At 61.2% G+C, this 18,938-nt stretch carries 17 protein-coding genes; 5 read left to right on the forward strand and 12 right to left on the reverse strand.

Going from position 1 to position 18,938, the window contains the following annotated elements; translation table 11 throughout:
- Positions 1–33 precede the first annotated feature (33 nt).
- Both ACIQUF_RS07800 and queD read left to right on the forward strand, forming a co-directional pair.
- Complete coding sequence (locus tag ACIQUF_RS07800; protein ID WP_403130172.1) at positions 34–1,113, forward strand: patatin-like phospholipase family protein; 1,080 nt, start codon at positions 34–36, stop codon at positions 1,111–1,113.
- A 53-nt stretch (positions 1,114–1,166) separates the two neighbouring features.
- Positions 1,167–1,523: a 6-carboxytetrahydropterin synthase QueD gene (gene queD / locus ACIQUF_RS07805; protein WP_119140288.1), complete on the forward strand. Its 357-nt coding sequence runs from the start codon at positions 1,167–1,169 to the stop codon at positions 1,521–1,523.
- A gap of 67 nt (positions 1,524–1,590) precedes the next feature.
- Here queD and ACIQUF_RS07810 read toward each other — a convergent pair whose 3' ends face one another.
- Positions 1,591–2,070 carry a DUF1289 domain-containing protein gene (locus tag ACIQUF_RS07810; protein WP_403130175.1) on the reverse strand — a complete coding sequence of 160 codons (480 nt, stop codon included), beginning with the start codon at positions 2,068–2,070 and terminating at the stop codon, positions 1,591–1,593.
- 405 nt (positions 2,071–2,475) lie between these two features.
- Between ACIQUF_RS07810 and acnB the strand changes: the two genes are divergently transcribed.
- Positions 2,476–5,085: a bifunctional aconitate hydratase 2/2-methylisocitrate dehydratase gene (acnB, locus tag ACIQUF_RS07815; RefSeq protein ID WP_403130326.1), complete on the forward strand. Its 2,610-nt coding sequence runs from the start codon at positions 2,476–2,478 to the stop codon at positions 5,083–5,085.
- A gap of 47 nt (positions 5,086–5,132) precedes the next feature.
- Here the strand turns inward: acnB and ACIQUF_RS07820 are convergent, their stop codons facing one another.
- Positions 5,133–6,137 (reverse strand): amidohydrolase family protein, encoded by a 1,005-nt coding sequence (locus tag ACIQUF_RS07820; protein WP_403130178.1) that lies wholly within the window; start codon positions 6,135–6,137, stop codon positions 5,133–5,135.
- Between the two features lie 113 nt (positions 6,138–6,250).
- Here ACIQUF_RS07820 and ACIQUF_RS07825 point away from each other — a divergent pair, with 113 nt between their 5' ends.
- On the forward strand, positions 6,251–7,114 hold the full coding sequence (locus tag ACIQUF_RS07825; protein ID WP_403130180.1) for a pirin family protein: 864 nt from the start codon (positions 6,251–6,253) through the stop codon (positions 7,112–7,114).
- A 30-nt stretch (positions 7,115–7,144) separates the two neighbouring features.
- On the opposite strand, the gene ACIQUF_RS07830 is transcribed toward ACIQUF_RS07825, so the two are convergent.
- From ACIQUF_RS07830 to ACIQUF_RS07845, 4 genes are all read right to left on the reverse strand, one after another.
- Positions 7,145–7,870 carry a dienelactone hydrolase family protein gene (locus ACIQUF_RS07830; RefSeq protein ID WP_403130183.1) on the reverse strand — a complete coding sequence of 242 codons (726 nt, stop codon included), beginning with the start codon at positions 7,868–7,870 and terminating at the stop codon, positions 7,145–7,147.
- Between the two features lie 64 nt (positions 7,871–7,934).
- A complete protein-coding gene (gene htpG, locus ACIQUF_RS07835; protein ID WP_403130186.1) occupies positions 7,935–9,839 on the reverse strand; it encodes a molecular chaperone HtpG in 1,905 nt (634 codons plus the stop codon).
- Between the two features lie 70 nt (positions 9,840–9,909).
- On the reverse strand, positions 9,910–10,392 hold the full coding sequence (locus ACIQUF_RS07840; RefSeq protein ID WP_403130189.1) for a PaaI family thioesterase: 483 nt from the start codon (positions 10,390–10,392) through the stop codon (positions 9,910–9,912).
- Positions 10,389–10,865, reverse strand: coding sequence for a PaaI family thioesterase (locus tag ACIQUF_RS07845; RefSeq protein ID WP_403130191.1), 477 nt, complete (start codon positions 10,863–10,865; stop codon positions 10,389–10,391). Before ACIQUF_RS07845 ends, ACIQUF_RS07840 begins: the two co-directional genes overlap by 4 nt.
- A gap of 147 nt (positions 10,866–11,012) precedes the next feature.
- Here ACIQUF_RS07845 and ACIQUF_RS07850 point away from each other — a divergent pair, with 147 nt between their 5' ends.
- Positions 11,013–11,273 (forward strand): hypothetical protein, encoded by a 261-nt coding sequence (locus ACIQUF_RS07850; RefSeq protein WP_400794113.1) that lies wholly within the window; start codon positions 11,013–11,015, stop codon positions 11,271–11,273.
- A gap of 67 nt (positions 11,274–11,340) precedes the next feature.
- On the opposite strand, the gene ACIQUF_RS07855 is transcribed toward ACIQUF_RS07850, so the two are convergent.
- From ACIQUF_RS07855 to odhB, 6 genes are all read right to left on the reverse strand, one after another.
- Positions 11,341–12,084, reverse strand: coding sequence for a DUF599 domain-containing protein (locus ACIQUF_RS07855; protein ID WP_403130194.1), 744 nt, complete (start codon positions 12,082–12,084; stop codon positions 11,341–11,343).
- A 183-nt stretch (positions 12,085–12,267) separates the two neighbouring features.
- Positions 12,268–13,581, reverse strand: a complete 1,314-nt coding sequence (gene brnQ, locus ACIQUF_RS07860) for a branched-chain amino acid transport system II carrier protein (protein ID WP_403130198.1) — start codon at positions 13,579–13,581, stop codon at positions 12,268–12,270.
- A gap of 361 nt (positions 13,582–13,942) precedes the next feature.
- Entirely contained in the window at positions 13,943–14,827 is an 885-nt protein-coding gene (sucD, locus tag ACIQUF_RS07865; protein ID WP_016393102.1) for a succinate--CoA ligase subunit alpha, read from the reverse strand.
- Positions 14,827–15,993: an ADP-forming succinate--CoA ligase subunit beta gene (gene sucC / locus ACIQUF_RS07870; RefSeq protein WP_403130202.1), complete on the reverse strand. Its 1,167-nt coding sequence runs from the start codon at positions 15,991–15,993 to the stop codon at positions 14,827–14,829. Before sucC ends, sucD begins: the two co-directional genes overlap by 1 nt.
- 172 nt (positions 15,994–16,165) lie before the next feature.
- Positions 16,166–17,602, reverse strand: a complete 1,437-nt coding sequence (gene lpdA, locus ACIQUF_RS07875; protein ID WP_403130206.1) for a dihydrolipoyl dehydrogenase — start codon at positions 17,600–17,602, stop codon at positions 16,166–16,168.
- A gap of 93 nt (positions 17,603–17,695) precedes the next feature.
- A complete protein-coding gene (gene odhB, locus ACIQUF_RS07880; protein WP_400794106.1) occupies positions 17,696–18,916 on the reverse strand; it encodes a 2-oxoglutarate dehydrogenase complex dihydrolipoyllysine-residue succinyltransferase in 1,221 nt (406 codons plus the stop codon).
- Between the last annotated feature and the right edge of the window lie 22 nt (positions 18,917–18,938).

Consider the following 18,938-nt stretch of genomic DNA (forward strand, 5'->3'; position numbering starts at 1 on the left):
ATACTGACCCGCTTGCCGCCTGCGAGGTCCCCCATGAGCGCCATTCACATCAAATTCCCCGCCTTGACCTTCAGGGCCGGCCAACGCGCGCTGCAGCACATCCGCGAACGTGGACTGCAAGCCGCAGATGTGGGTGTGGTGCCGGGTGCCGCTGGCGGGCCGAAGCCTTTGGGCATCCAGGGTCTGGACCTGGCGTTGTTCGGCGAGTGGCTGCCCTCCGCGCCGCGCCAGCGCGCCTTGATCGGCGCTTCGATTGGCTCCTGGCGCTTCGCCAGTGCCTGCCTGAACGACCCGGTCGACGGCATTCGGCGCCTGGGCGAGCTGTATACCGAGCAGGATTTCGCCAAGGGCGTCACGCCGAGCGAAATCAGCCGCAGTTGCCAACGTATGCTCAATGACCTGCTGCAGGGCCGCGACGGGCAGATCCTCGCCAACCCCAACTACCGCCTGAACATTCTGGTGGTCAAGAGCCATGGCCAGTTGGCCCACGACCATCGCGGTCGCCTGGGCATGGGTTTGGGTTCGGTGGTCGCCAGCAACCTGCTGGGTCGCGCACGCCTGGCCCGGCATTTCGAACGCATCATCCTGCATGACCGGCGCGCCCCACCGCCGCTCGACGCACTCACCGACTTCCCTTCGCGTTGCCTGCCACTGGACCTCGCCAACCTGCGCCATGCCCTGCTGGCGTCCGGCTCGATTCCGATGGTGATGGAAGGGGTGCGCGACATCCCCGGTGTTGGCAGCGGCACTTACCGTGACGGCGGGCTGCTCGACTACCACCTCGACCTGCCTTACCGTGGCGATGATCTGGTGCTTTATCCGCACTTCACCGACAAGGTGGTGCCCGGCTGGTTCGACAAGGCCCTGCCGTGGCGCCGTGGCGATGCCAGGCGCCTGCAGAACGTGCTGCTGCTGACGCCATCGCCGCAATACCTGGCAGCCCTGCCCTTCGGCAAGCTACCCGACCGCGGCGACTTCAAGCGTTTCATGGGCGATGCCCCGAGCCGCAAGCGCTATTGGTACAAAGCCATTGCCGAAAGCCAGCGCCTGGGCGACGAGCTGCTGGAGCTGATCGCCACCGGGCGGCTGCAGGATCAGTTGCAAGCCTTGTAGCGGCCATGCTGGTAGACTGCGCGCATCATTGATACACACAGAGTTCTGACAGCGTGGAAATCTTCAAGGAATTTACGTTCGAATCGGCCCACCGCCTGCCTCACGTCCCTGAGGGACACAAGTGCGGCCGCCTGCATGGCCACTCGTTCAAGGTCGCCCTGCACCTGACCGGCCCGCTCGATCCGCATACTGGCTGGATTCGTGATTTCTCCGAAATCAAGGCGATCTTCAAGCCGCTCTACGAGCAACTGGACCACAACTACCTGAACGACATTCCTGGCCTGGAGAACCCGACCAGCGAAGTGATCGCCAAGTGGATCTGGGAACAGGTCAAGCCGTTGCTGCCGGAGCTGTCGAAGGTGCGGATTCACGAGACGTGCACCAGCGGGTGCGAATATACCGGGGATTGATCGGGGATTTTCAGCGGCCCCATCGCGGATTCATCCGCGATGGGGCCGGCAGCTTCACTGCAACGACTCAACCCTGCCCATTCTCCAGGGCATCACGCAGAAAGCTCGGGGCGATGTAACGCTGGTAATGCGCCTCGGACAGCAAAAAGAACTCGCGGTCGATGGCATCGCGCAGTTGCGGCAACTCCCAGTCACGAAACTCCGGCAGCAAAGCCATCCCATAAGCCTCCAGGTCGCGAATCATCCGCGCCCCACGGGCGATCAGCTGATACGCCCAGCAATATTCCGACTGCTGCTCGACAAAGCGAATCGAGCGCTGCTGCAGCTGCTGGCGCAGCAAACTTTTGTCGAACACTTCCAGCTTGGCCATCATCACCTGCGCCAAAAGCTGCTCCAAGCGCAGCCACACCGCACGCTTCTGCGCCTCGTCATAGCCATTCCAGTTGATCACTTCATGGTGGAAACGCTTGCAGCCACGGCACACCGTGTCTCCATACACCGTGGAGCAAAGGCCGACGCAAGGGGTCTTGATGGACTGGTTGGACATGAAAAAACAACGGCTTGGCGGAGGAACACGGCCCCATGTTAGCCCTTTGTCTAACCAGGGTCACCCGTTAAAGTCATGTTCGCCGCCTTACCTTCCGCGACAATTTGCCGTAGAATCACTCCGCCTTTTCAAGGCAACAATGTCCGTTGGAAGCTGTTTTCAAAGCGTCACGAGCACAGTTCATCCGGTAGAACGGCGTTGGCCCGGGCCATGCACCCTCGCATGCCCGCGCCAGCCCTCATCAGCTCCCCGTTCTGCAGGCGTAAAACTTTGAAAGCAGCTTCTGTAAGGATTCTCTGCGACCCTGGCTGGGCGGCCCAAGAAGCCGTGATTGCGCATGGGTGCATGGAATGCTGGATGAGCGTCCCGGACTCCCTTTAGGGACCACTGATGAGGGTAATAACTGTGCTTGAAGCCTACCGCAAACACATCGAAGAGCGTGCCGCCCTGGGTATCGTGCCCCAGCCGCTGAACGCCGAACAAACTGCAGGCCTGGTCGAGCTGCTGAAAAACCCGCCGGCCGGCGAAGAAGCCTTCCTCGTAGACCTGATCACCAACCGCGTTCCGCCAGGAGTCGACGAAGCCGCCTACGTCAAGGCTGCCTTCCTCTCCGCCGTGGCCAAGGGCGAAGCCCAGTCCCCACTGCTCGACCGCAAGCACGCCACCGAGCTGCTGGGCACCATGCAGGGCGGCTACAACATCGAAACGCTGGTCGCGCTGCTGGATGACGCCGAACTGGGCGCCGTCGCGGCCGAACAGCTCAAGCACACCCTGCTGATGTTCGATGCCTTCCACGACGTGGCCGAAAAAGCCAAGGCGGGCAATGCCCACGCCAAGGCCGTGCTGGAATCCTGGGCTGCCGGCGAGTGGTTCACCTCCCGCCCGGCGATCGCCGACAAGTACACCCTGACCGTGTTCAAGGTGCCTGGCGAAACCAACACCGATGACCTGTCCCCTGCCCCGGACGCCTGGTCGCGCCCTGACATCCCGCTGCACGCCCTGGCCATGCTGAAAATGGCCCGTGACGGCATCGAGCCAGAGCAACCCGGTTCGGTCGGCCCGCTGAAGCAGATTGAAGCGGTCAAGGCCAAAGGCTTCCCGGTTGCCTACGTCGGTGACGTGGTCGGTACCGGTTCGTCGCGTAAATCCGCCACCAACTCGGTGCTGTGGTTCTTCGGCGACGACATCCCGAACGTGCCGAACAAGCGCGCCGGTGGCTTCTGCTTCGGCACCAAGATCGCCCCGATCTTCTACAACACCATGGAAGACGCCGGCGCCCTGCCGATCGAATTCGACTGCACCAACCTGGCCATGGGCGACGTGATCGACGTCTACCCGTACAAAGGTGAAGTGCGCCGTCACGAAAGCGACGAGCTGGTCACCAGCTTCGAGCTGAAAACCGAAGTGCTGCTCGATGAAGTGCGCGCTGGCGGCCGTATCCCGCTGATCGTCGGCCGTGGCCTGACCGAAAAAGCCCGCGCTGAACTGGGCCTGGGTGCATCCGACCTGTTCAAGAAACCAGAGCAGCCTGCCGACTCCGGCAAAGGCTTCACCCTGGCGCAGAAAATGGTCGGCCGTGCTTGCGGCCTGCCAGAAGGCCAGGGCGTGCGCCCAGGTGCCTACTGCGAGCCGAAGATGACCACCGTCGGCTCCCAGGACACCACTGGCCCGATGACCCGCGACGAGCTGAAAGACCTGGCGTGCCTGGGCTTCTCCGCCGACCTGGTCATGCAGTCGTTCTGCCACACCGCTGCTTATCCGAAGCCGATCGACGTCACCACCCACCACACCCTGCCAGACTTCATCCGCACCCGTGGCGGCGTGTCGCTGCGCCCAGGCGATGGCATCATCCACAGCTGGCTGAACCGCATGCTGATGCCGGACACCGTCGGCACCGGTGGCGACTCGCACACCCGCTTCCCGATCGGCATCTCGTTCCCGGCCGGTTCCGGCCTGGTGGCCTTCGCCGCCGCCACCGGCGTCATGCCGCTGGACATGCCTGAGTCGATCCTGGTGCGCTTCAAGGGCAAACTGCAACCGGGCATCACCCTGCGTGACCTGGTGCACGCCATCCCTTACTACGCCATCCAGAAAGGCCTGCTGACCGTCGAGAAGAAGGGCAAGAAAAACGCCTTCTCCGGCCGCATCCTGGAAATCGAAGGCCTGGACGAACTGACCGTCGAGCAAGCGTTCGAGCTTTCCGACGCCTCGGCCGAGCGTTCCGCTGCAGGCTGCACCATCAAGCTGCCGGAAAAGGCCATCGCCGAATACCTGCAGTCCAACATCACCCTGCTGCGCTGGATGATCGGCGAAGGCTACGGCGACCCACGTACCCTGGAGCGTCGCGCCCAGGCCATGGAAGCCTGGCTGGCCAACCCTGAGCTGCTGTCGGCCGACGCCGATGCCGAGTACGCCGAAATCATCGAAATCGACCTGGCCGACGTCAAGGAGCCTGTGCTCTGCGCGCCGAACGACCCGGACGATGCCCGCCTGCTGTCTTCGGTACAGGGCGAGAAGATCGACGAAGTGTTCATCGGCTCGTGCATGACCAACATCGGCCACTTCCGCGCTGCCGGCAAGCTGCTGGACAAGGTCAAGGGCGGTATTCCGACCCGTCTGTGGCTGGCCCCGCCAACCAAGATGGACGCCCACCAGCTGACCGAAGAAGGCTACTACGGCATCTACGGCAAGGCCGGCGCGCGCATGGAAATGCCAGGCTGCTCGCTGTGCATGGGTAACCAGGCACGTGTGCAGACCGGTTCGACCGTGGTCTCCACCTCGACCCGTAACTTCCCGAACCGCCTGGGCGACGCGACCAACGTGTACCTGGCCTCGGCCGAGCTGGCGGCTGTCGCCTCGATCATCGGCAAACTGCCGACCGTCGAAGAGTACATGCAGTACGCCAAGGACATCGACAGCATGGCTGCCGACGTCTACCGCTACCTGAGCTTCGACCAGATCGCCGAGTTCCGCGAAGCTGCGGCCAACGCCAAGATCCCGGTTGTTCAGGCTTGATCAGTAGTAAGCTGTAAGAAAAAACCCGGCAGAAATGCCGGGTTTTTTTATTGCCCTTTAGGCAACACCGCCAGGAAGTTATCCCGCGCCACCCGATTGGCCACTCCCTCCGGCAGGGCATCGAGGAACGGCTTGAAGCCGTGCATCTGCTCGCCAACACTGCCAAATTTCCCGACGACATCGGAGCCGAGCATGAACCGCTCTGGATAACGCTCGACCAACGCCACCCACTCCTTGCGCGGCACGCCCTTGTCATCCAGCAGATAGGGCTGGAGCACACTCCAGGACAAGTCCACATACAAGTTCGGGTAGTCCTCCAGCAGGCGCGTCAGCACCGGCAGTAGAAAATCCATCTGCGTCTGGTGCCGATGGATTTCCATGCTGGTGCCCGCATGCGCCCAGATGAACCGCGTATGCGGATGATTGCGCAGCGGCTCTTCGATCTCGGCCAGGTACAGCGGATTGCGTTCGCGCTTGGAGGTGATGTTGGAGTGCAGCAGCACCGGCATGTCGCGCTCGGCCGCCAGATGATAGATGCGCGTCATGGCCTCATTATTGGCCCGTGGTGTGTCACCGCTGGTCAGCGCGGTCAGGTCATCGTGGCGAGTGAATACTTCGCCGATCCCCTGCCACAACCCCGGATAGAGATCGAGCATGCGCTCGATATGGTTGGCGGCGTTCTTGTCCACCGGGTTGAAGCCGGTCAGAAAAGGATGGAAGCGTTTGCGCTGCTCTTCAGGCAGCTTCTGCAGCGCCGCCGCAACGTAGGTATCGGTGGCGCTGTACCAGTAGGCATCGGCGTCATCACCGGCGTAATAACGCGGGCGCTTGGGCTCGTCTTCGTGCCATTTCTTGGCCACCGGAATGCCGGAAATCATCGCGTGCTCGACACCCGCATCGTCCATGGACTTAATCAGGGCAGGCATGCCCTCGGTTTCCTGGAAAAAGTCCACATAGTGCAGATGGGCATCACTGTAGCGGTAGTCACGCGCCTGTGCCGCCTGGCACAGCCCTCCACACAACAGCAGGCAGGCCAGCGCTCTGGCGATCATGGGCAGCTTCCTTATCGAGTATGAACAGAGTAGACCCGGCAGTGCTGCCGGCGGTTCAGCATTGCCTGGCAAACCGCTATGCTGGGAGCCCCGCACCCCGCTCGGAGCCCCACATGAGCCGCCCCCTGATCATCCGTCCGCGCGCCGAATCGGTCGAGGGCCAGCCGATCCTGCGCCCGCTGCCATCGGCTCAGTGCCGCAGCGTCGGGCCCTTCGTGTTTTTCGACCACATGCTGGAGACCGATTACGCGCCGGGCCAAGGCATGGACATCCGCCAACACCCGCATATCGGGCTTTCGACCCTGACCTACCTGTTCGAAGGGGCAATCCTGCACAAGGACAGCTTGGGCTCCAACCAGCAGGTGCTGCCAGGCGATGTCAGCTGGATGACCGCAGGCAGCGGTGTGGCGCATGTCGAGCGCACGCCTGCGGACGCGTTGGCCCATGGCTCACGTTTGCATGGGTTGCAGGTATGGCTGGCATCGCCGCAGGCAGCCGAACAAGGCGAGCCCAGTTACAGCCATCATCCTGCAGCCAGCCTGCCGGTTAGCGAGAATCTGGGGGTACGCATCTGCATGATCGCCGGCAGCGGTTTTTGCCTGGAATCACCCGTGCCGGTGCTCTCCCCTACCCTCTACGCGCATGTGCAAATGCAACCGGCGACCACACTGCTGGTGCCTCATGAGCATGTGCAGAGGGCGCTGTACGTGCTCGAAGGCGAGCTGATGTTGAACGATGAGGACGTCGAGCCGTGCAGCCTGGTAGTGCTGCCAGAGGGCGAAGAAGTCACCCTTTATGCGCAAGGTAACTGCCAGCTGGTGCTGATCGGGGGGGCGCCTCTGGATGGGCCGCGGCGGATGAACTGGAACTTCGTGGCAAGTGACTCTGAGCTGATCGAGCGGGCCAGGGCCAAATGGGCTGCCGGCGATTGGCCGACGGTGCCGGGTGAAACGTCGCGTATCGAATTACCCCGCTGATTGGGGCCGCCTTGCGGCCCCAATGCAACCTCAGCGCTGGAACACTTCAGCGAGCAGATTGTGCATCGCGCGGAACGCCCGCTCGGAAGTGCGGCGGTCATACTGCATCTTGCCCGGCACATTGGCATTCGGGTCGGTGAACGAATGCACCGCGCCGCCATAGCTCAGCAACTGCCAATCGACCTTGGCCGCGTTCATCTCGTCCTCGAACGCCGGCAGTTGCTCCTTCGGCACCAGAGGGTCGGACGCCCCATGCAGCACCAGGACCGAACCCTTGATTCGCTTGGCATCTTCCGGATTCGGCGTATCCAGCGTGCCGTGGAACGACACGGCAGCCTTCAGGTCAGCGCCAGTACGCGCCAACTCAAGGGCGCAGCAACCACCGAAGCAGAAGCCGAAGGTTGCCACCTTGCCGGGCTCCAGCAACGCCTTGGATTGGCCCAGCAACTGCGCCAAGGCTTCCTGCATGCGCTTGCGCAGCTCGGCGCGATCATTCTTCAACGGCATCATCGCCGCCCCCGCCTCGTCGGCGTTGGACGGACGCACCGACTGCCCATACAAGTCGGCGATCAGCACCACGTAACCCTTCTCGGCCACTTCCTTGGCAATGCGCTCGGCGCCTTCGCCGATGCCCATCCAGTTCGGCGCCATCACCAGGCCCGGGCGCCCCAGCGCACCGGGCTCGTACACCAGGCGGCTTTCGTAGGTTTTGCCGGACAGGTGATAGACCAACGATTCGACGATTACCTTGCTCATCAAGCACTCCTTATGCCTTCACCATGAAAAAAGCCCGCCGAGGCGGGCTTTCCTGTGCATCAACTCAAGCAGACAGCTCGACCAACAGCTTGTTCAGACGACGAACGTACGCCGCCGGGTCCTTCAGGCTGTCACCGGCCGCCAGGGCCGCCTGATCGAAGAGGATGTGCGACAGCTCGGCGAAGCGGTCCTCGCTCTGCTCGTTGTCGAGTTTCTCGATCAGTGGGTGGGTCGGGTTGAATTCGAAGATCGGCTTGGAATCCGGTACCTTCTGCCCGCTGGCTTCGAGGATCTGGCGCATCTGCAGGCCCAGGTCCTGTTCGCCGATGGCAAGGATCGCCGGCGAGTCGGTCAGGCGGTGCGACACACGCACTTCGGCAACGCTGTCACCCAGCGCGCCTTTCAGGCGCTCGACCAGGCCTTCCTTGTCCTTGGCGACTTCTTCCTGGGCCTTCTTGTCTTCTTCAGAGTCCAGCTTGCCCAGGTCCAGGTCGCCACGGGCAACATCGACGAAGGACTTGCCGTCGAACTCGTTGAGGTAGCTCATCAGCCACTCGTCGATGCGGTCGGTCAGCAGCAGCACCTCGATGCCTTTCTTGCGGAAGACTTCCAGGTGCGGGCTGTTCTTGACCTGCGCGTACGACTCACCGCTGAGGTAGTAGATCTTGTCCTGGCCTTCTTTGGCGCGGGCCAGGTAATCCGCCAGGGCAACGCTCTGCTCGCCGCTTTCGTCCTGGGTGGAGGCGAAGCGCAGCAGGCCAGCGATTTTTTCCTTGTTGGCGAAGTCTTCGGCCGGGCCTTCCTTCAGCACCTGCCCGAAGTTCTTCCAGAAGCCTTTGTACTGCTCGGGTTCGTTCTTCGCCAGCTTCTCCAGCATGTCCAGCACGCGCTTGGTCAGCGCGGTCTTCATCGAGTCGATGATCGGATCTTTCTGCAGAATCTCGCGGGAGACGTTCAAGGACAGGTCGTTGGAGTCGACTACACCCTTGATGAAGCGCAGGTACAGCGGCAGGAACGACTCGGCCTGGTCCATGATGAACACGCGCTGCACGTACAGTTTCAGGCCACGCGGTGCTTCGCGCTGGTACAGGTCGAACGGTGCACGGGCTGGCACGTACAGCAGCGAGTTGTACTCAAGCTTGCCTTCGACCTTGTTGTGGCTCCAGGCCAGCGGGTTTTCGAAGTCATGGCCGATGTGCTTGTAGAACTCCTGGTATTCCTCGTCCTTGATCTCGGTGCGCGGACGGGTCCACAGGGCGCTGGCACGGTTGACCACTTCCCATTCCAGGGCCGGCTGCTCTTCGCCTTCGGCGGCAGCCTGCTCCTTCGGCAACTGGATTGGCAGAGCGATGTGATCGGAGTATTTCTTGACCAGGTTACGCAGGCGCCAGCCATCGGCGAACTCCTGCTCGTCCTTCTTCAGGTGCAGGACGATACGGGTACCGCGCTCTGGCTTGTCGACGGTGGCGACTTCGAATTCGCCCTCGCCTTTGGAGGACCAGTGCACGCCCTCGGAGGCCGGCTGGCCGGCGCGACGGCTGAACACGTCGACCTTGTCGGCAACGATGAAGGCCGAATAGAAGCCCACGCCGAACTGGCCGATCAGGTGCGAGTCCTTCTTCTGATCACCGGTGAGGTTCTTCATGAAGTCGGCGGTGCCGGACTTGGCGATGGTACCCAGGTGGGTAATCACGTCTTCGCGGCTCATGCCGATGCCGTTGTCGTCGAGCGTGAGGGTACCGGCGTCCTTGTCGAAGCTCAGCTGGATTCGCAGTTCAGCGCCGCCTTCGAGCAGTTCCGGCTTGGCCAGGGCCTCGAAACGCAGCTTGTCAGCGGCGTCGGAGGCGTTGGAAATCAGCTCGCGAAGGAAGATTTCCTTGTTCGAATACAGCGAATGAATCATGAGGTGCAGCAGTTGCTTCACCTCGGTCTGGAAGCCCAGGGTTTCCTTTTGTGTTTCCACACTCATGGTCTTCAAAACTCCGATCTGATGGCAAGGGCCGCCTGGCGGCCGGTTTGGCCTGCGTTGACGGCGGATGTCATGCAGATGGGGGCTGCCCGGACGATTTCAAGGGCTTTTCCGGTTCGATCTTGAAATGCGCCCGCGCCGTGGCGATCGGCGCCTGTCGATCGCCCTGCCAGGCGGTGATCGCGACATTGGTTACCCGTCGGCCTTGGCGCCAGAGCTGGCACTGCGCGTAGGTGTCGCGAAAATGCCCGGCGCGCAGGTAATCGATGGAGAAATCGATGATTTTCGGGATGCTGACGCTTTCACTGTAAATGAGCAGGTACAGGGCCGCTGAGAGCTCCATGAAGCCTGCGATCACGCCGCCGTGAATGGCCGGCAGCAAAGGGTTGCCAATGTTGTCCGGGTTGGCCGGGAGACGGAACAGCAGGTCATCACCCTGGCGCTCGCAGGTGATGCCGATCAGGCCGGCATAGGGAATCAGGGCCAACAGGGGCTGATAGTCACCCACGGCATGGGCCTCATTCAGCTGTTTACGGACATCCTGCGGAATCATTCACCGCCCTCCTTCAGACTTTTGCCGAACCGAATGCCACCTTTGATTTCCGGCCCAAGGCGCATGAACGTACCCACCACTTGGCAGATTGGCTCGTCGGGGTCGTCCTGGTAAGCCGTGCCACGGGTAAAGATCACGTCCCGGGTGACCCGATAGCACTGGGCATGGCCGTAGATGGCCTTGCCGGGCTCTGCCGGGTGCATATAGTCGATGCGCAAGTCCAGGGTCGGGCACACTTCGAAGCTCGGCAGCACGCACAGCGTGGCCATGCCACAGGTGGTGTCCATCAGCGTGGTCAGGGCGCCACCATGCACTGCGCCGGTCTGCGGGTTGCCGACTATGGTGGGCGACCAAGGCAACAACAGGGTTATGCCATTGCCGTCAGCGTGGGCAACTTGCATCTGTAACACCTGGCAATGTTTTAACGCCGACAAGAAGCGTTCAGCCATCGCCTGCAAATTAGAATCGGTCATCGGTGCACGTCCTGAATCCGCTGCATAAAATCAGAAAAAAGTCTATCTAGTACGCTGTGTTATATATCTGTAAAAGATACGGAACTTCTGCGGTAAGCTCGAACTCGAAGGAACAACTCACTTATTCCACCAAGGAGATACACCCCCATGCGTAAACCATTTGCTTTTGCTCTGATGCTGGCTGCTGCCATGGGCCTGGCTGCTTGCGATAAAGCGAGCGAAGACAAAGCCCAAGACGCACAGCAACACGCCGAGCAAGCCCAGGAAAAAATGGGCGAAGCTCAGGATAAGATGAACGACGCTGCCAAGGAAAACGCCGAAGCCGCCAAAGATCAGGCTGAAGCCGAGCAGAAGGCTGCCGAAGAGGCCGCACCTGCTACCCCACCAGCCGAGCCTGCCAAGCAGTAATCGCGCCGTACAAAAAAACCCGACGATGTCGGGTTTTTTTGTGCCTGGCGTTTAGCGATTAAACGTTTCAGGTGCTGACACTTTCGGGATGCACTTCCATGGCGGTACTTGCTGCCGGCTTGAACATCATCACTTGCAGCACGTCGGAATGGAACTCGCGGCGATACAGGATCAATACCACCCCGACACTCACGACCATGAACAGCCAGGCGCTGATGAACCACGTCAGCATCGCCATACCGAAGTAGTAACTACGCAGACCATAGTTGAACTGGTTGGCGGCCAGCGACAAAACCCTCGCTGCCCGTGAAGCGAACGCCTTGCGCTCTCGCTCATCGGCCAGACACTCGCCAACCACAGGCGCGGAGCCGACCAGCACGGCAGCAAAATTGTATTGGCGCATGCACCAGCTGAACGTGAAGAACGCATAGACGAAGACCATCGCCAGACACAGCAACTTGATTTCCGAAACCCCCTGAGAATCATGTTGCACCAGCGGAAGGTGAGCCAGTAGCGACAGGGCGCGATCCGAGGCGCTAAGCACAGTCAGAATACCTGCCAGGATAATCAGGGTGCTGGAGGCGAAAAACGAGGCATTGCGCTCAAGGCTACCTACCACGCTGGCATCGGCGATGCGGCCGTCGCGCAACAGCATGCGCCGCATCCAATCCTCCCGATAGCGGTGCATGACACTGGCCAGGCAAACAGTCTCGCGGCCTTTCCACGTGGCGTAGCGGGTAAAGCCGCTCCAGCACAGGACAAACCAGCAAGCGGCCGATACGTTGAGGAGGTGTTCTTGAATGAATTGCATGCAGGGGTCTCGAAATCCAGGCGCGACCGGATTAGATCCCGTGACGCAAAGCCTGCGAACACGGAAAAGCACACCCCTGAAAGCTAAAAAGCCCCGCATCCTCAGGGATACGGGGCTTTTGGTATCGACTCGGGGCTGACACCCTACGGCTTGTGGCCGGTGCCCGCAGCGGGTCTCAACACATCAGGCCAGCGCTTCGCGCGGCTTGCCGAGCATGCGGTCGCACGCCACGGCACCCACCAGGGTCACCACGGACGGCACCAGCCAGGCAAGGCCTTGGTCGCTGAGCGGCAGGTGTGCCATGAAGTCCGGCAGCACGTGAGCAATGCTGCTGCCCTTGATCGCATCGACCATGCCGAACAGCAGCGACACCAGCATCACCGGCGCGAGGATACGCGTTGGCGAATTCCACAGGTCTTTGACGAAGCTCAGGCCCACCACCACGATGCACGGCGGGTAGATAGCGGTCAGCACCGGGATCGAGAACATGATCAGCTTGGTCAGGCCCAGGTTGGAGATCAGCAGCGAGAAGCCCGCGAGGATCACCACCAGCGCGCGGTACGACAGCGGCAGGATCTGGCTGAAGTATTCGGCGCAGGCACAGGTCAGGCCAACAGCCGTTACCAGGCAGGCCAGTGCGATCAGTACGGCGAGGAAGCCACTGCCGAGCGAACCGAAGGTGTGCTGCACATAAGCGTGCAGGACCGCCGCGCCATTGGTGGCATCAGCCGCGATATCGTGGCTGCCGGCACCCAGGCGGAACAGGCTGATGTACACCAGCGCCAGGCCCACACCGGCAATCAGGCCGGCAATGATGGCATAGCGAGTGATCAGCTTCGGCGACTCGACGCCGCGCGAGCGGATGGCGTTGACGATGACGATACCGAACACCAACGCGCCCAGGGTATCCATGGTCAGGTAACCATCGGAGAAGCCTTTGGAGAACGCTGCGGCCGCATAGGCCGGTTGCGCTTCACCAATGGTGCCCGCCGGCAACGCGAAGGCAGCAATACCCAGTACGGCCAGGGCGATGATCTTCAGCGGCGCAAGGAAACGGCCCACGGTATCGAGCAGCTTGCCCGGATACATGGAAACGGCCAGCACCACGATGAAGTACACCAGGCTGTAGAGGAACAGCGCCAACGGGCTTTCACCGGTCAACGGCGCAACGCCCACTTCGAACGACACGGTCGCGGTACGCGGGGTTGCGAACAGCGGGCCGACCGACAGGTAGCAAACCGCGGCCAGCAGGCCACCGAAGAACTTGCCGATCGGGCTGCTCAACGCATCCATGCCGCCACCGACCTTGGCCAGGGCGACCACGGTGATAACGGGCAGGCCCACGGCAGTCACCAGGAAGCCTAGTGCTGCCATCCACACGTGCGGCCCGGATTGCAGGCCGACGATAGGCGGGAAGATGATGTTGCCGGCGCCTACGAAAAGCGCAAACGTCATAAAGCCAAGTGCCAGGATATCCTGGCCTTTTAAAACTTTCATTTAGGGTAGTACCACACTGCTGAAATCGGGATTCGAGAGGGGATTTCCCCATGGATGAGGGAAATGCTGCCCGGCTTGGTAGGCCAGACCCGTTTAGCGTGTCGTTCCCTTTTGGGGTACGGGCACAGAGTGAGCGCGTAGATTAACCGTTTTACCCGGCAAACGCACCGCAATAGTGCTGCTTGTCCGATGTGCGTACATGTTTGTCGTCTGGATGTCTGTGCTGGACGACAATTTATTGCTGATTCGAGCCAATGTCTGGTTGAAAATCCTGATGGAGTTAATCGAATTTTCCTAACTTGCATAACGACAAAGGCCACCCGAAGGTGGCCTTTGTGCGCGTGGGGGTATTACGTGTTACTTACTTCTTGGCTTCCCAGCCAGTCAGCTCGGCCAGGGCCTTGCCGATGTCAGCCAGGGAACGCACGGTCTTCACGCCAGCGTCCTGCAGTGCGGCGAATTTCTCGTCCGCAGTGCCTTTACCGCCGGAGATGATGGCGCCAGCATGGCCCATGCGCTTGCCCGCAGGTGCGGTAACACCGGCGATGTAGGAAACGACTGGCTTGGTGACGTTGGCCTTGATGTAGGCCGCAGCTTCTTCTTCAGCCGAACCGCCGATCTCACCGATCATGACGATCGCTTCGGTCTTCGGGTCTTCCTGGAACAGCTTCAGGATGTCGATGAAGTTGGAGCCTGGGATCGGGTCACCGCCGATGCCGACGCAGGTCGACTGGCCGAAGCCGGCGTCGGTGGTCTGCTTAACAGCTTCGTAGGTCAGGGTGCCGGAACGCGACACAATACCGACCTTGCCTGGCAAGTGGATGTGGCCTGGCATAATGCCGATCTTGCACTCGCCCGGGGTGATGACACCTGGGCAGTTAGGGCCGATCAGGGTAACGCCCAGCTCGTCGCACTTGACCTTGGCATCCAGCATGTCCAGGGTAGGAATGCCTTCGGTGATGCAGACGATCAGCTTGATGCCACCGAAGGCCGCTTCCAGGATCGAGTCCTTGCAGAAAGGAGCCGGTACGTAGATGACCGAAGCGTCAGCGCCGGTGGCTTCTACGGCTTCTTTCACGGTGTTGAACACCGGCAGGCCCAGGTGAGTGGTGCCGCCTTTGCCTGGGGTCACGCCGCCAACCATCTTGGTGCCGTAGGCGATGGCTTGTTCGGAGTGGAAAGTACCCTGCGAGCCGGTGAAGCCCTGGCAGATGACTTTGGTGTCTTTATTGATCAGGACGCTCATTACTTGCCCTCCGCAGCTTTGACAACTTGTTGAGCAGCGTCGGTCAGGCTGGTTGCCGCAATGATGTTCAAACCGCTTTCTGCCAGTACTTTAGCGCCCAGTTCGGCGTTGTTGCCTTCAAGGCGAACGACAACCGGTACTTTGACGCCGACTTCTTTCACTGCACCGATGATGCCTTCGGCAATCATGTCGCAGCGAACGATGCCGCCGAAGATGTTGACCAGAACGGCCGCGACATTGCTGTCGGACAGAATGATCTTGAACGCTTCGGTAACGCGCTCTTTGGTAGCGCCGCCGCCCACGTCGAGGAAGTTGGCTGGCATGCCGCCGTGCAGGTTGACGATGTCCATGGTACCCATGGCCAGGCCGGCACCGTTGACCATGCAGCCGATGTTGCCTTCGAGGGCAACGTAGTTCAGTTCGAACTTGGCAGCGTGGGCTTCACGGGCGTCGTCCTGCGACGGGTCGTGGAAGGTCTTCAGCTTAGGCTGACGGTACATGGCGTTGGCGTCGATGTTGATCTTGGCATCGAGGCAGTGCAGGTCGCCGTCGGCCTTGATCACCAGCGGGTTCACTTCCAGCAGGGCCAGATCGTGATCCTTGAACAGCTTGGCCAGGCCTACGAAGATCTTGGCGAACTGTTGAACTTGCTTGCCTTCCAGGCCCAGCTGGAACGCCAGCTCACGGCCCTGGAACGGCTGAGCGCCGACCAGCGGGTCGATGGTGGCCTTGAGGATCTTCTCAGGCGTGTCGTGAGCGACTTTCTCGATGTCCACGCCACCTTCGGTGGAAGCCATGAACACGATACGGCGGCTCGAACGATCCACGACAGCGCCCAGGTACAGCTCTTTGGCGATGTCAGTGCAGGATTCGACCAGAATCTTGGAGACGGGTTGACCGTTGGCGTCGGTCTGGTAAGTAACCAGATTCTTGCCCAACCACTGTGCAGCGAACGCCTTGGCGTCTTCTTTGCTGCGAACCAGCTTTACGCCGCCCGCTTTACCGCGACCACCGGCGTGAACCTGGGCCTTAACAACCCACTCGGAACCGCCGATCTTGTCGCAGGCTTCTGCTGCAGCTTCAGGGGTGTCGACTGCGAAACCCTTGGAAACTGGCAGGCCGTATTCAGCGAACAGCTGCTTACCCTGATACTCGTGAAGATTCATGCTTTTTACCGTCTTCGTTAGGTACTGCGCTTCGGCGCTGCGCCATTACTGGCGCCGCACCACCTGTGACCGTTGACCCCGGGTTTTCCCGTGTAGTCCGGTCCGGCGGACGTTCCGCGGTGAGTCATGCACGCAAGACTCACGACGGGCAGCCCGCCGTGGTTTCTTATAATTAACGCTTCTTACGGTTGGCCACGTGAATGGCGCCGCCATTCACTGCCAGCGCTGCTTCATGCAACGCTTCGGACAGGGTTGGATGGCTGAAGACCATCATGCCCAGATCCTCGGCACTGGTGCCGAATTCCATTGCGATTGCGCCCTGCTGCACCAGTTCGGCAGCCGATGGGCCAATCACGTGCACACCCAGTACGCGGTCGGTCTTGGCATCGGCGATGACCTTGACGAAACCACCGGTGTCGTTGGCCGCCATCGCACGGCCGCTGGCCGCGAACGGGAAGGTGCCTACGTTAACCTCAACACCCTCTGCCTTCAAGGCTTGTTCGGTCTTGCCGACCCACGCGATTTCCGGGTGGGTGTAGATAACCGATGGGATCAGGTCGTAGTTCATCTGGGCTTTGTGGCCCTTGATGCGCTCGACGACCATGATGCCCTCTTCCGAGGCCTTGTGGGCCAGCATCATGCCGCGCACCACGTCACCGATGGCGAACACGCCCGGTACGCTGGTGGCGCAGTGATCGTCGACGAAGATGTAGCCACGCTCGTCGATGGTCACGCCGCTGTCGGAGGCCAGCAGGTCGGTTGTCACCGGACGACGGCCGACCGCGACGATCAGCTTGTCGAAGGTGATCTTCTGCTCGCCTTCGGCATTGGTGTAAGTCACTTCGACTTCATTGCCGTTGACTTTCGAGCCAGTGACGCGAGCGCCCAGCTTGATGTCCAGGCCTTGCTTGGTCAGGGTCTTCTGGGCTTCTTTCGACACGGCGGTGTCGGCAGCCATCAGGAAGGTGTCCAGGGCTTCCAGCACGGTGACTTCAGCACCCAGGCGAGCCCATACCGAACCCAGCTCCAGGCCGATCACGCCAGCACCGATTACGCCCAGGCGCTTGGGTACCGATTGGAATTCCAGGGCGCCGGTGGAGTCGACGATGACGTTCTGGTCGACCGGAGCCGGCGGAATGTCGATGGGACGCGAACCGGAAGCCAGGATCACGTTTTCGGCTTCGATGATTTCGGTGGTGCCGTCAGCCTTGGTGACTTCGACTTTCTTGCCAGCCAGCAGTTTGCCGTGGCCCTGGATCGAAGTGACGCCGTTGGCCTTGAACAGGGTGGCAACGCCGCCGGTCAGGTTCTTGACGATGCCAGCCTTGCGGCCAACCATCGCGGCCACGTCCATCTTCACTTCGCCAGTGGAGATGCCGTGGACGTTGAAGCTCTCTTTGGCTTCCTTGTACTTCCAGGAGCTGTCCAGCAGCGCCTTGGACGGGATGCAACCTACGTTCAGGCAGGTGCCGCCCAGGGCCAGTTTGCCCTCGGCGTCGGTGTACTTCTCGATACAGGCAGTCTTCAGACCGAGTTGGGCAGCCTTGATGGCAGCCACATAGCCGCCAGGACCTGCACCAATCACCACTACGTCGAATTTCTGGGTCATAAAAGATTCCTTATCAGCTACAAGCTACAAGCCGCGAACCGCGCGGCCCCGCTTCTTTCGAAGCCAGGGGCCGAACGGTACGCAGCCAGAGGGTTAGATGTCCAGCAGCAGGCGAGACGGATCTTCCAGCAGGTTCTTGATGGTGACCAGGAAGGTTACCGCTTCCTTGCCGTCGATCAGACGGTGATCGTACGACAGCGCCAGGTACATCATCGGGCGAATCACAACCTGGCCATTGATGGCCATTGGACGCTGGATGATGTTGTGCATGCCGAGAATAGCGGCCTGCGGCGGGTTGACGATCGGGGTCGACATCATCGAACCGAAGGTACCACCGTTGGTGATGGTGAAGGTGCCGCCGGTCATTTCTTCGATCGACAGCTTGCCGTCACGGGCCTTTTTGCCGAAGGTGGCGATGCCGTTCTCGATTTCCGCCAGGCTCATCGACTCGGCGTTACGCAGTACCGGTACCACCAGGCCACGGTCGCTGGAGACGGCAACGCCGACGTCGGCGAAGCCGTGGTAGACGATGTCGTTGCCGTCGATCGAGGCGTTGACAGCCGGGAAACGCTTCAGCGCTTCGGTGGCGGCCTTGACGAAGAACGACATGAAGCCCAGGCGCACGCCGTTGTGGGTCTTCTCGAACAGGTCCTTGTACTTCGAACGCAGGGCCATGACTTCGGTCATGTCGACTTCGTTGAAGGTGGTCAGCATCGCCATGTTGGACTGGGCTTCGACCAGACGCTCGGCGATCTTGGCGCGCAGACGGGTCATCGGCACGCGCTTCTCGGTACGGTCGCCAGCGGCGGTCACGACCGGAGCAGCGGCGGCAGCGGCCGGCTTGGCAGCCGGAGCAGCGGCAGGTGCCGACTTCTTGTTGGCGACTGCAGCCACCACGTCTTCCTTGGTGACGCGACCGCCTTTGCCGGTGCCGGCAACGGTAGCCAGGTCGATGCCGTTCTCTTCAGCCAGCTTGCGCGCGGCTGGCGCGGCGACCGGGTCGTCTTCGCCAGCGTCGGCGGCAGCGGCTGCCGGAGCAGCAGCGGCCGGAGCAGCGGCAGGAGCGGCAGCTGCGCCACCTTCAACGATCGAACCCAGCACTTCGTCGGACAGGACGGTGTCGCCCTCGCCCTTGACGATGTCGCCCATCACGCCATCGGCGGTGGCCAGTACTTCCAGGACGACCTTGTCGGTCTCGATGTCGACGATCAGCTCGTCACGCTTGACGGCTTCGCCCGGCTTCTTGTGCCAGGTGGCAACGGTGCCATCGGCAACCGATTCCGGGAAGGTTGGGGCTTTGATCTCGATAGCCATTATCAGTGTTTCCTTAAATTCG

The sequence above is a fragment of the Pseudomonas sp. NPDC090233 genome (assembly GCF_044772285.1).
In the GTDB taxonomy this organism is placed as follows: domain Bacteria; phylum Pseudomonadota; class Gammaproteobacteria; order Pseudomonadales; family Pseudomonadaceae; genus Aquipseudomonas.

What these genes read in the sequence shown, in the direction of transcription:
- ACIQUF_RS07800 (WP_403130172.1), top strand. Translation starts at nt 34, where the DNA reads ATGAGCGCCATTCACATCAAATTCCCCGCCTTGACCTTCAGGGCCGGC.
- ACIQUF_RS07810 (WP_403130175.1), bottom strand. Translation starts at nt 2,070, where the DNA reads ATGTCCAACCAGTCCATCAAGACCCCTTGCGTCGGCCTTTGCTCCACG.
- ACIQUF_RS07820 (WP_403130178.1), bottom strand. Translation starts at nt 6,137, where the DNA reads ATGATCGCCAGAGCGCTGGCCTGCCTGCTGTTGTGTGGAGGGCTGTGC.
- ACIQUF_RS07825 (WP_403130180.1), top strand. Translation starts at nt 6,251, where the DNA reads ATGAGCCGCCCCCTGATCATCCGTCCGCGCGCCGAATCGGTCGAGGGC.
- ACIQUF_RS07830 (WP_403130183.1), bottom strand. Translation starts at nt 7,870, where the DNA reads ATGAGCAAGGTAATCGTCGAATCGTTGGTCTATCACCTGTCCGGCAAA.
- htpG (WP_403130186.1), bottom strand. Translation starts at nt 9,839, where the DNA reads ATGAGTGTGGAAACACAAAAGGAAACCCTGGGCTTCCAGACCGAGGTG.
- ACIQUF_RS07840 (WP_403130189.1), bottom strand. Translation starts at nt 10,392, where the DNA reads ATGATTCCGCAGGATGTCCGTAAACAGCTGAATGAGGCCCATGCCGTG.
- ACIQUF_RS07845 (WP_403130191.1), bottom strand. Translation starts at nt 10,865, where the DNA reads ATGACCGATTCTAATTTGCAGGCGATGGCTGAACGCTTCTTGTCGGCG.
- ACIQUF_RS07850 (WP_400794113.1), top strand. Translation starts at nt 11,013, where the DNA reads ATGCGTAAACCATTTGCTTTTGCTCTGATGCTGGCTGCTGCCATGGGC.
- ACIQUF_RS07855 (WP_403130194.1), bottom strand. Translation starts at nt 12,084, where the DNA reads ATGCAATTCATTCAAGAACACCTCCTCAACGTATCGGCCGCTTGCTGG.
- brnQ (WP_403130198.1), bottom strand. Translation starts at nt 13,581, where the DNA reads ATGAAAGTTTTAAAAGGCCAGGATATCCTGGCACTTGGCTTTATGACG.
- sucD (WP_016393102.1), bottom strand. Translation starts at nt 14,827, where the DNA reads ATGAGCGTCCTGATCAATAAAGACACCAAAGTCATCTGCCAGGGCTTC.
- sucC (WP_403130202.1), bottom strand. Translation starts at nt 15,993, where the DNA reads ATGAATCTTCACGAGTATCAGGGTAAGCAGCTGTTCGCTGAATACGGC.
- lpdA (WP_403130206.1), bottom strand. Translation starts at nt 17,602, where the DNA reads ATGACCCAGAAATTCGACGTAGTGGTGATTGGTGCAGGTCCTGGCGGC.
- odhB (WP_400794106.1), bottom strand. Translation starts at nt 18,916, where the DNA reads ATGGCTATCGAGATCAAAGCCCCAACCTTCCCGGAATCGGTTGCCGAT.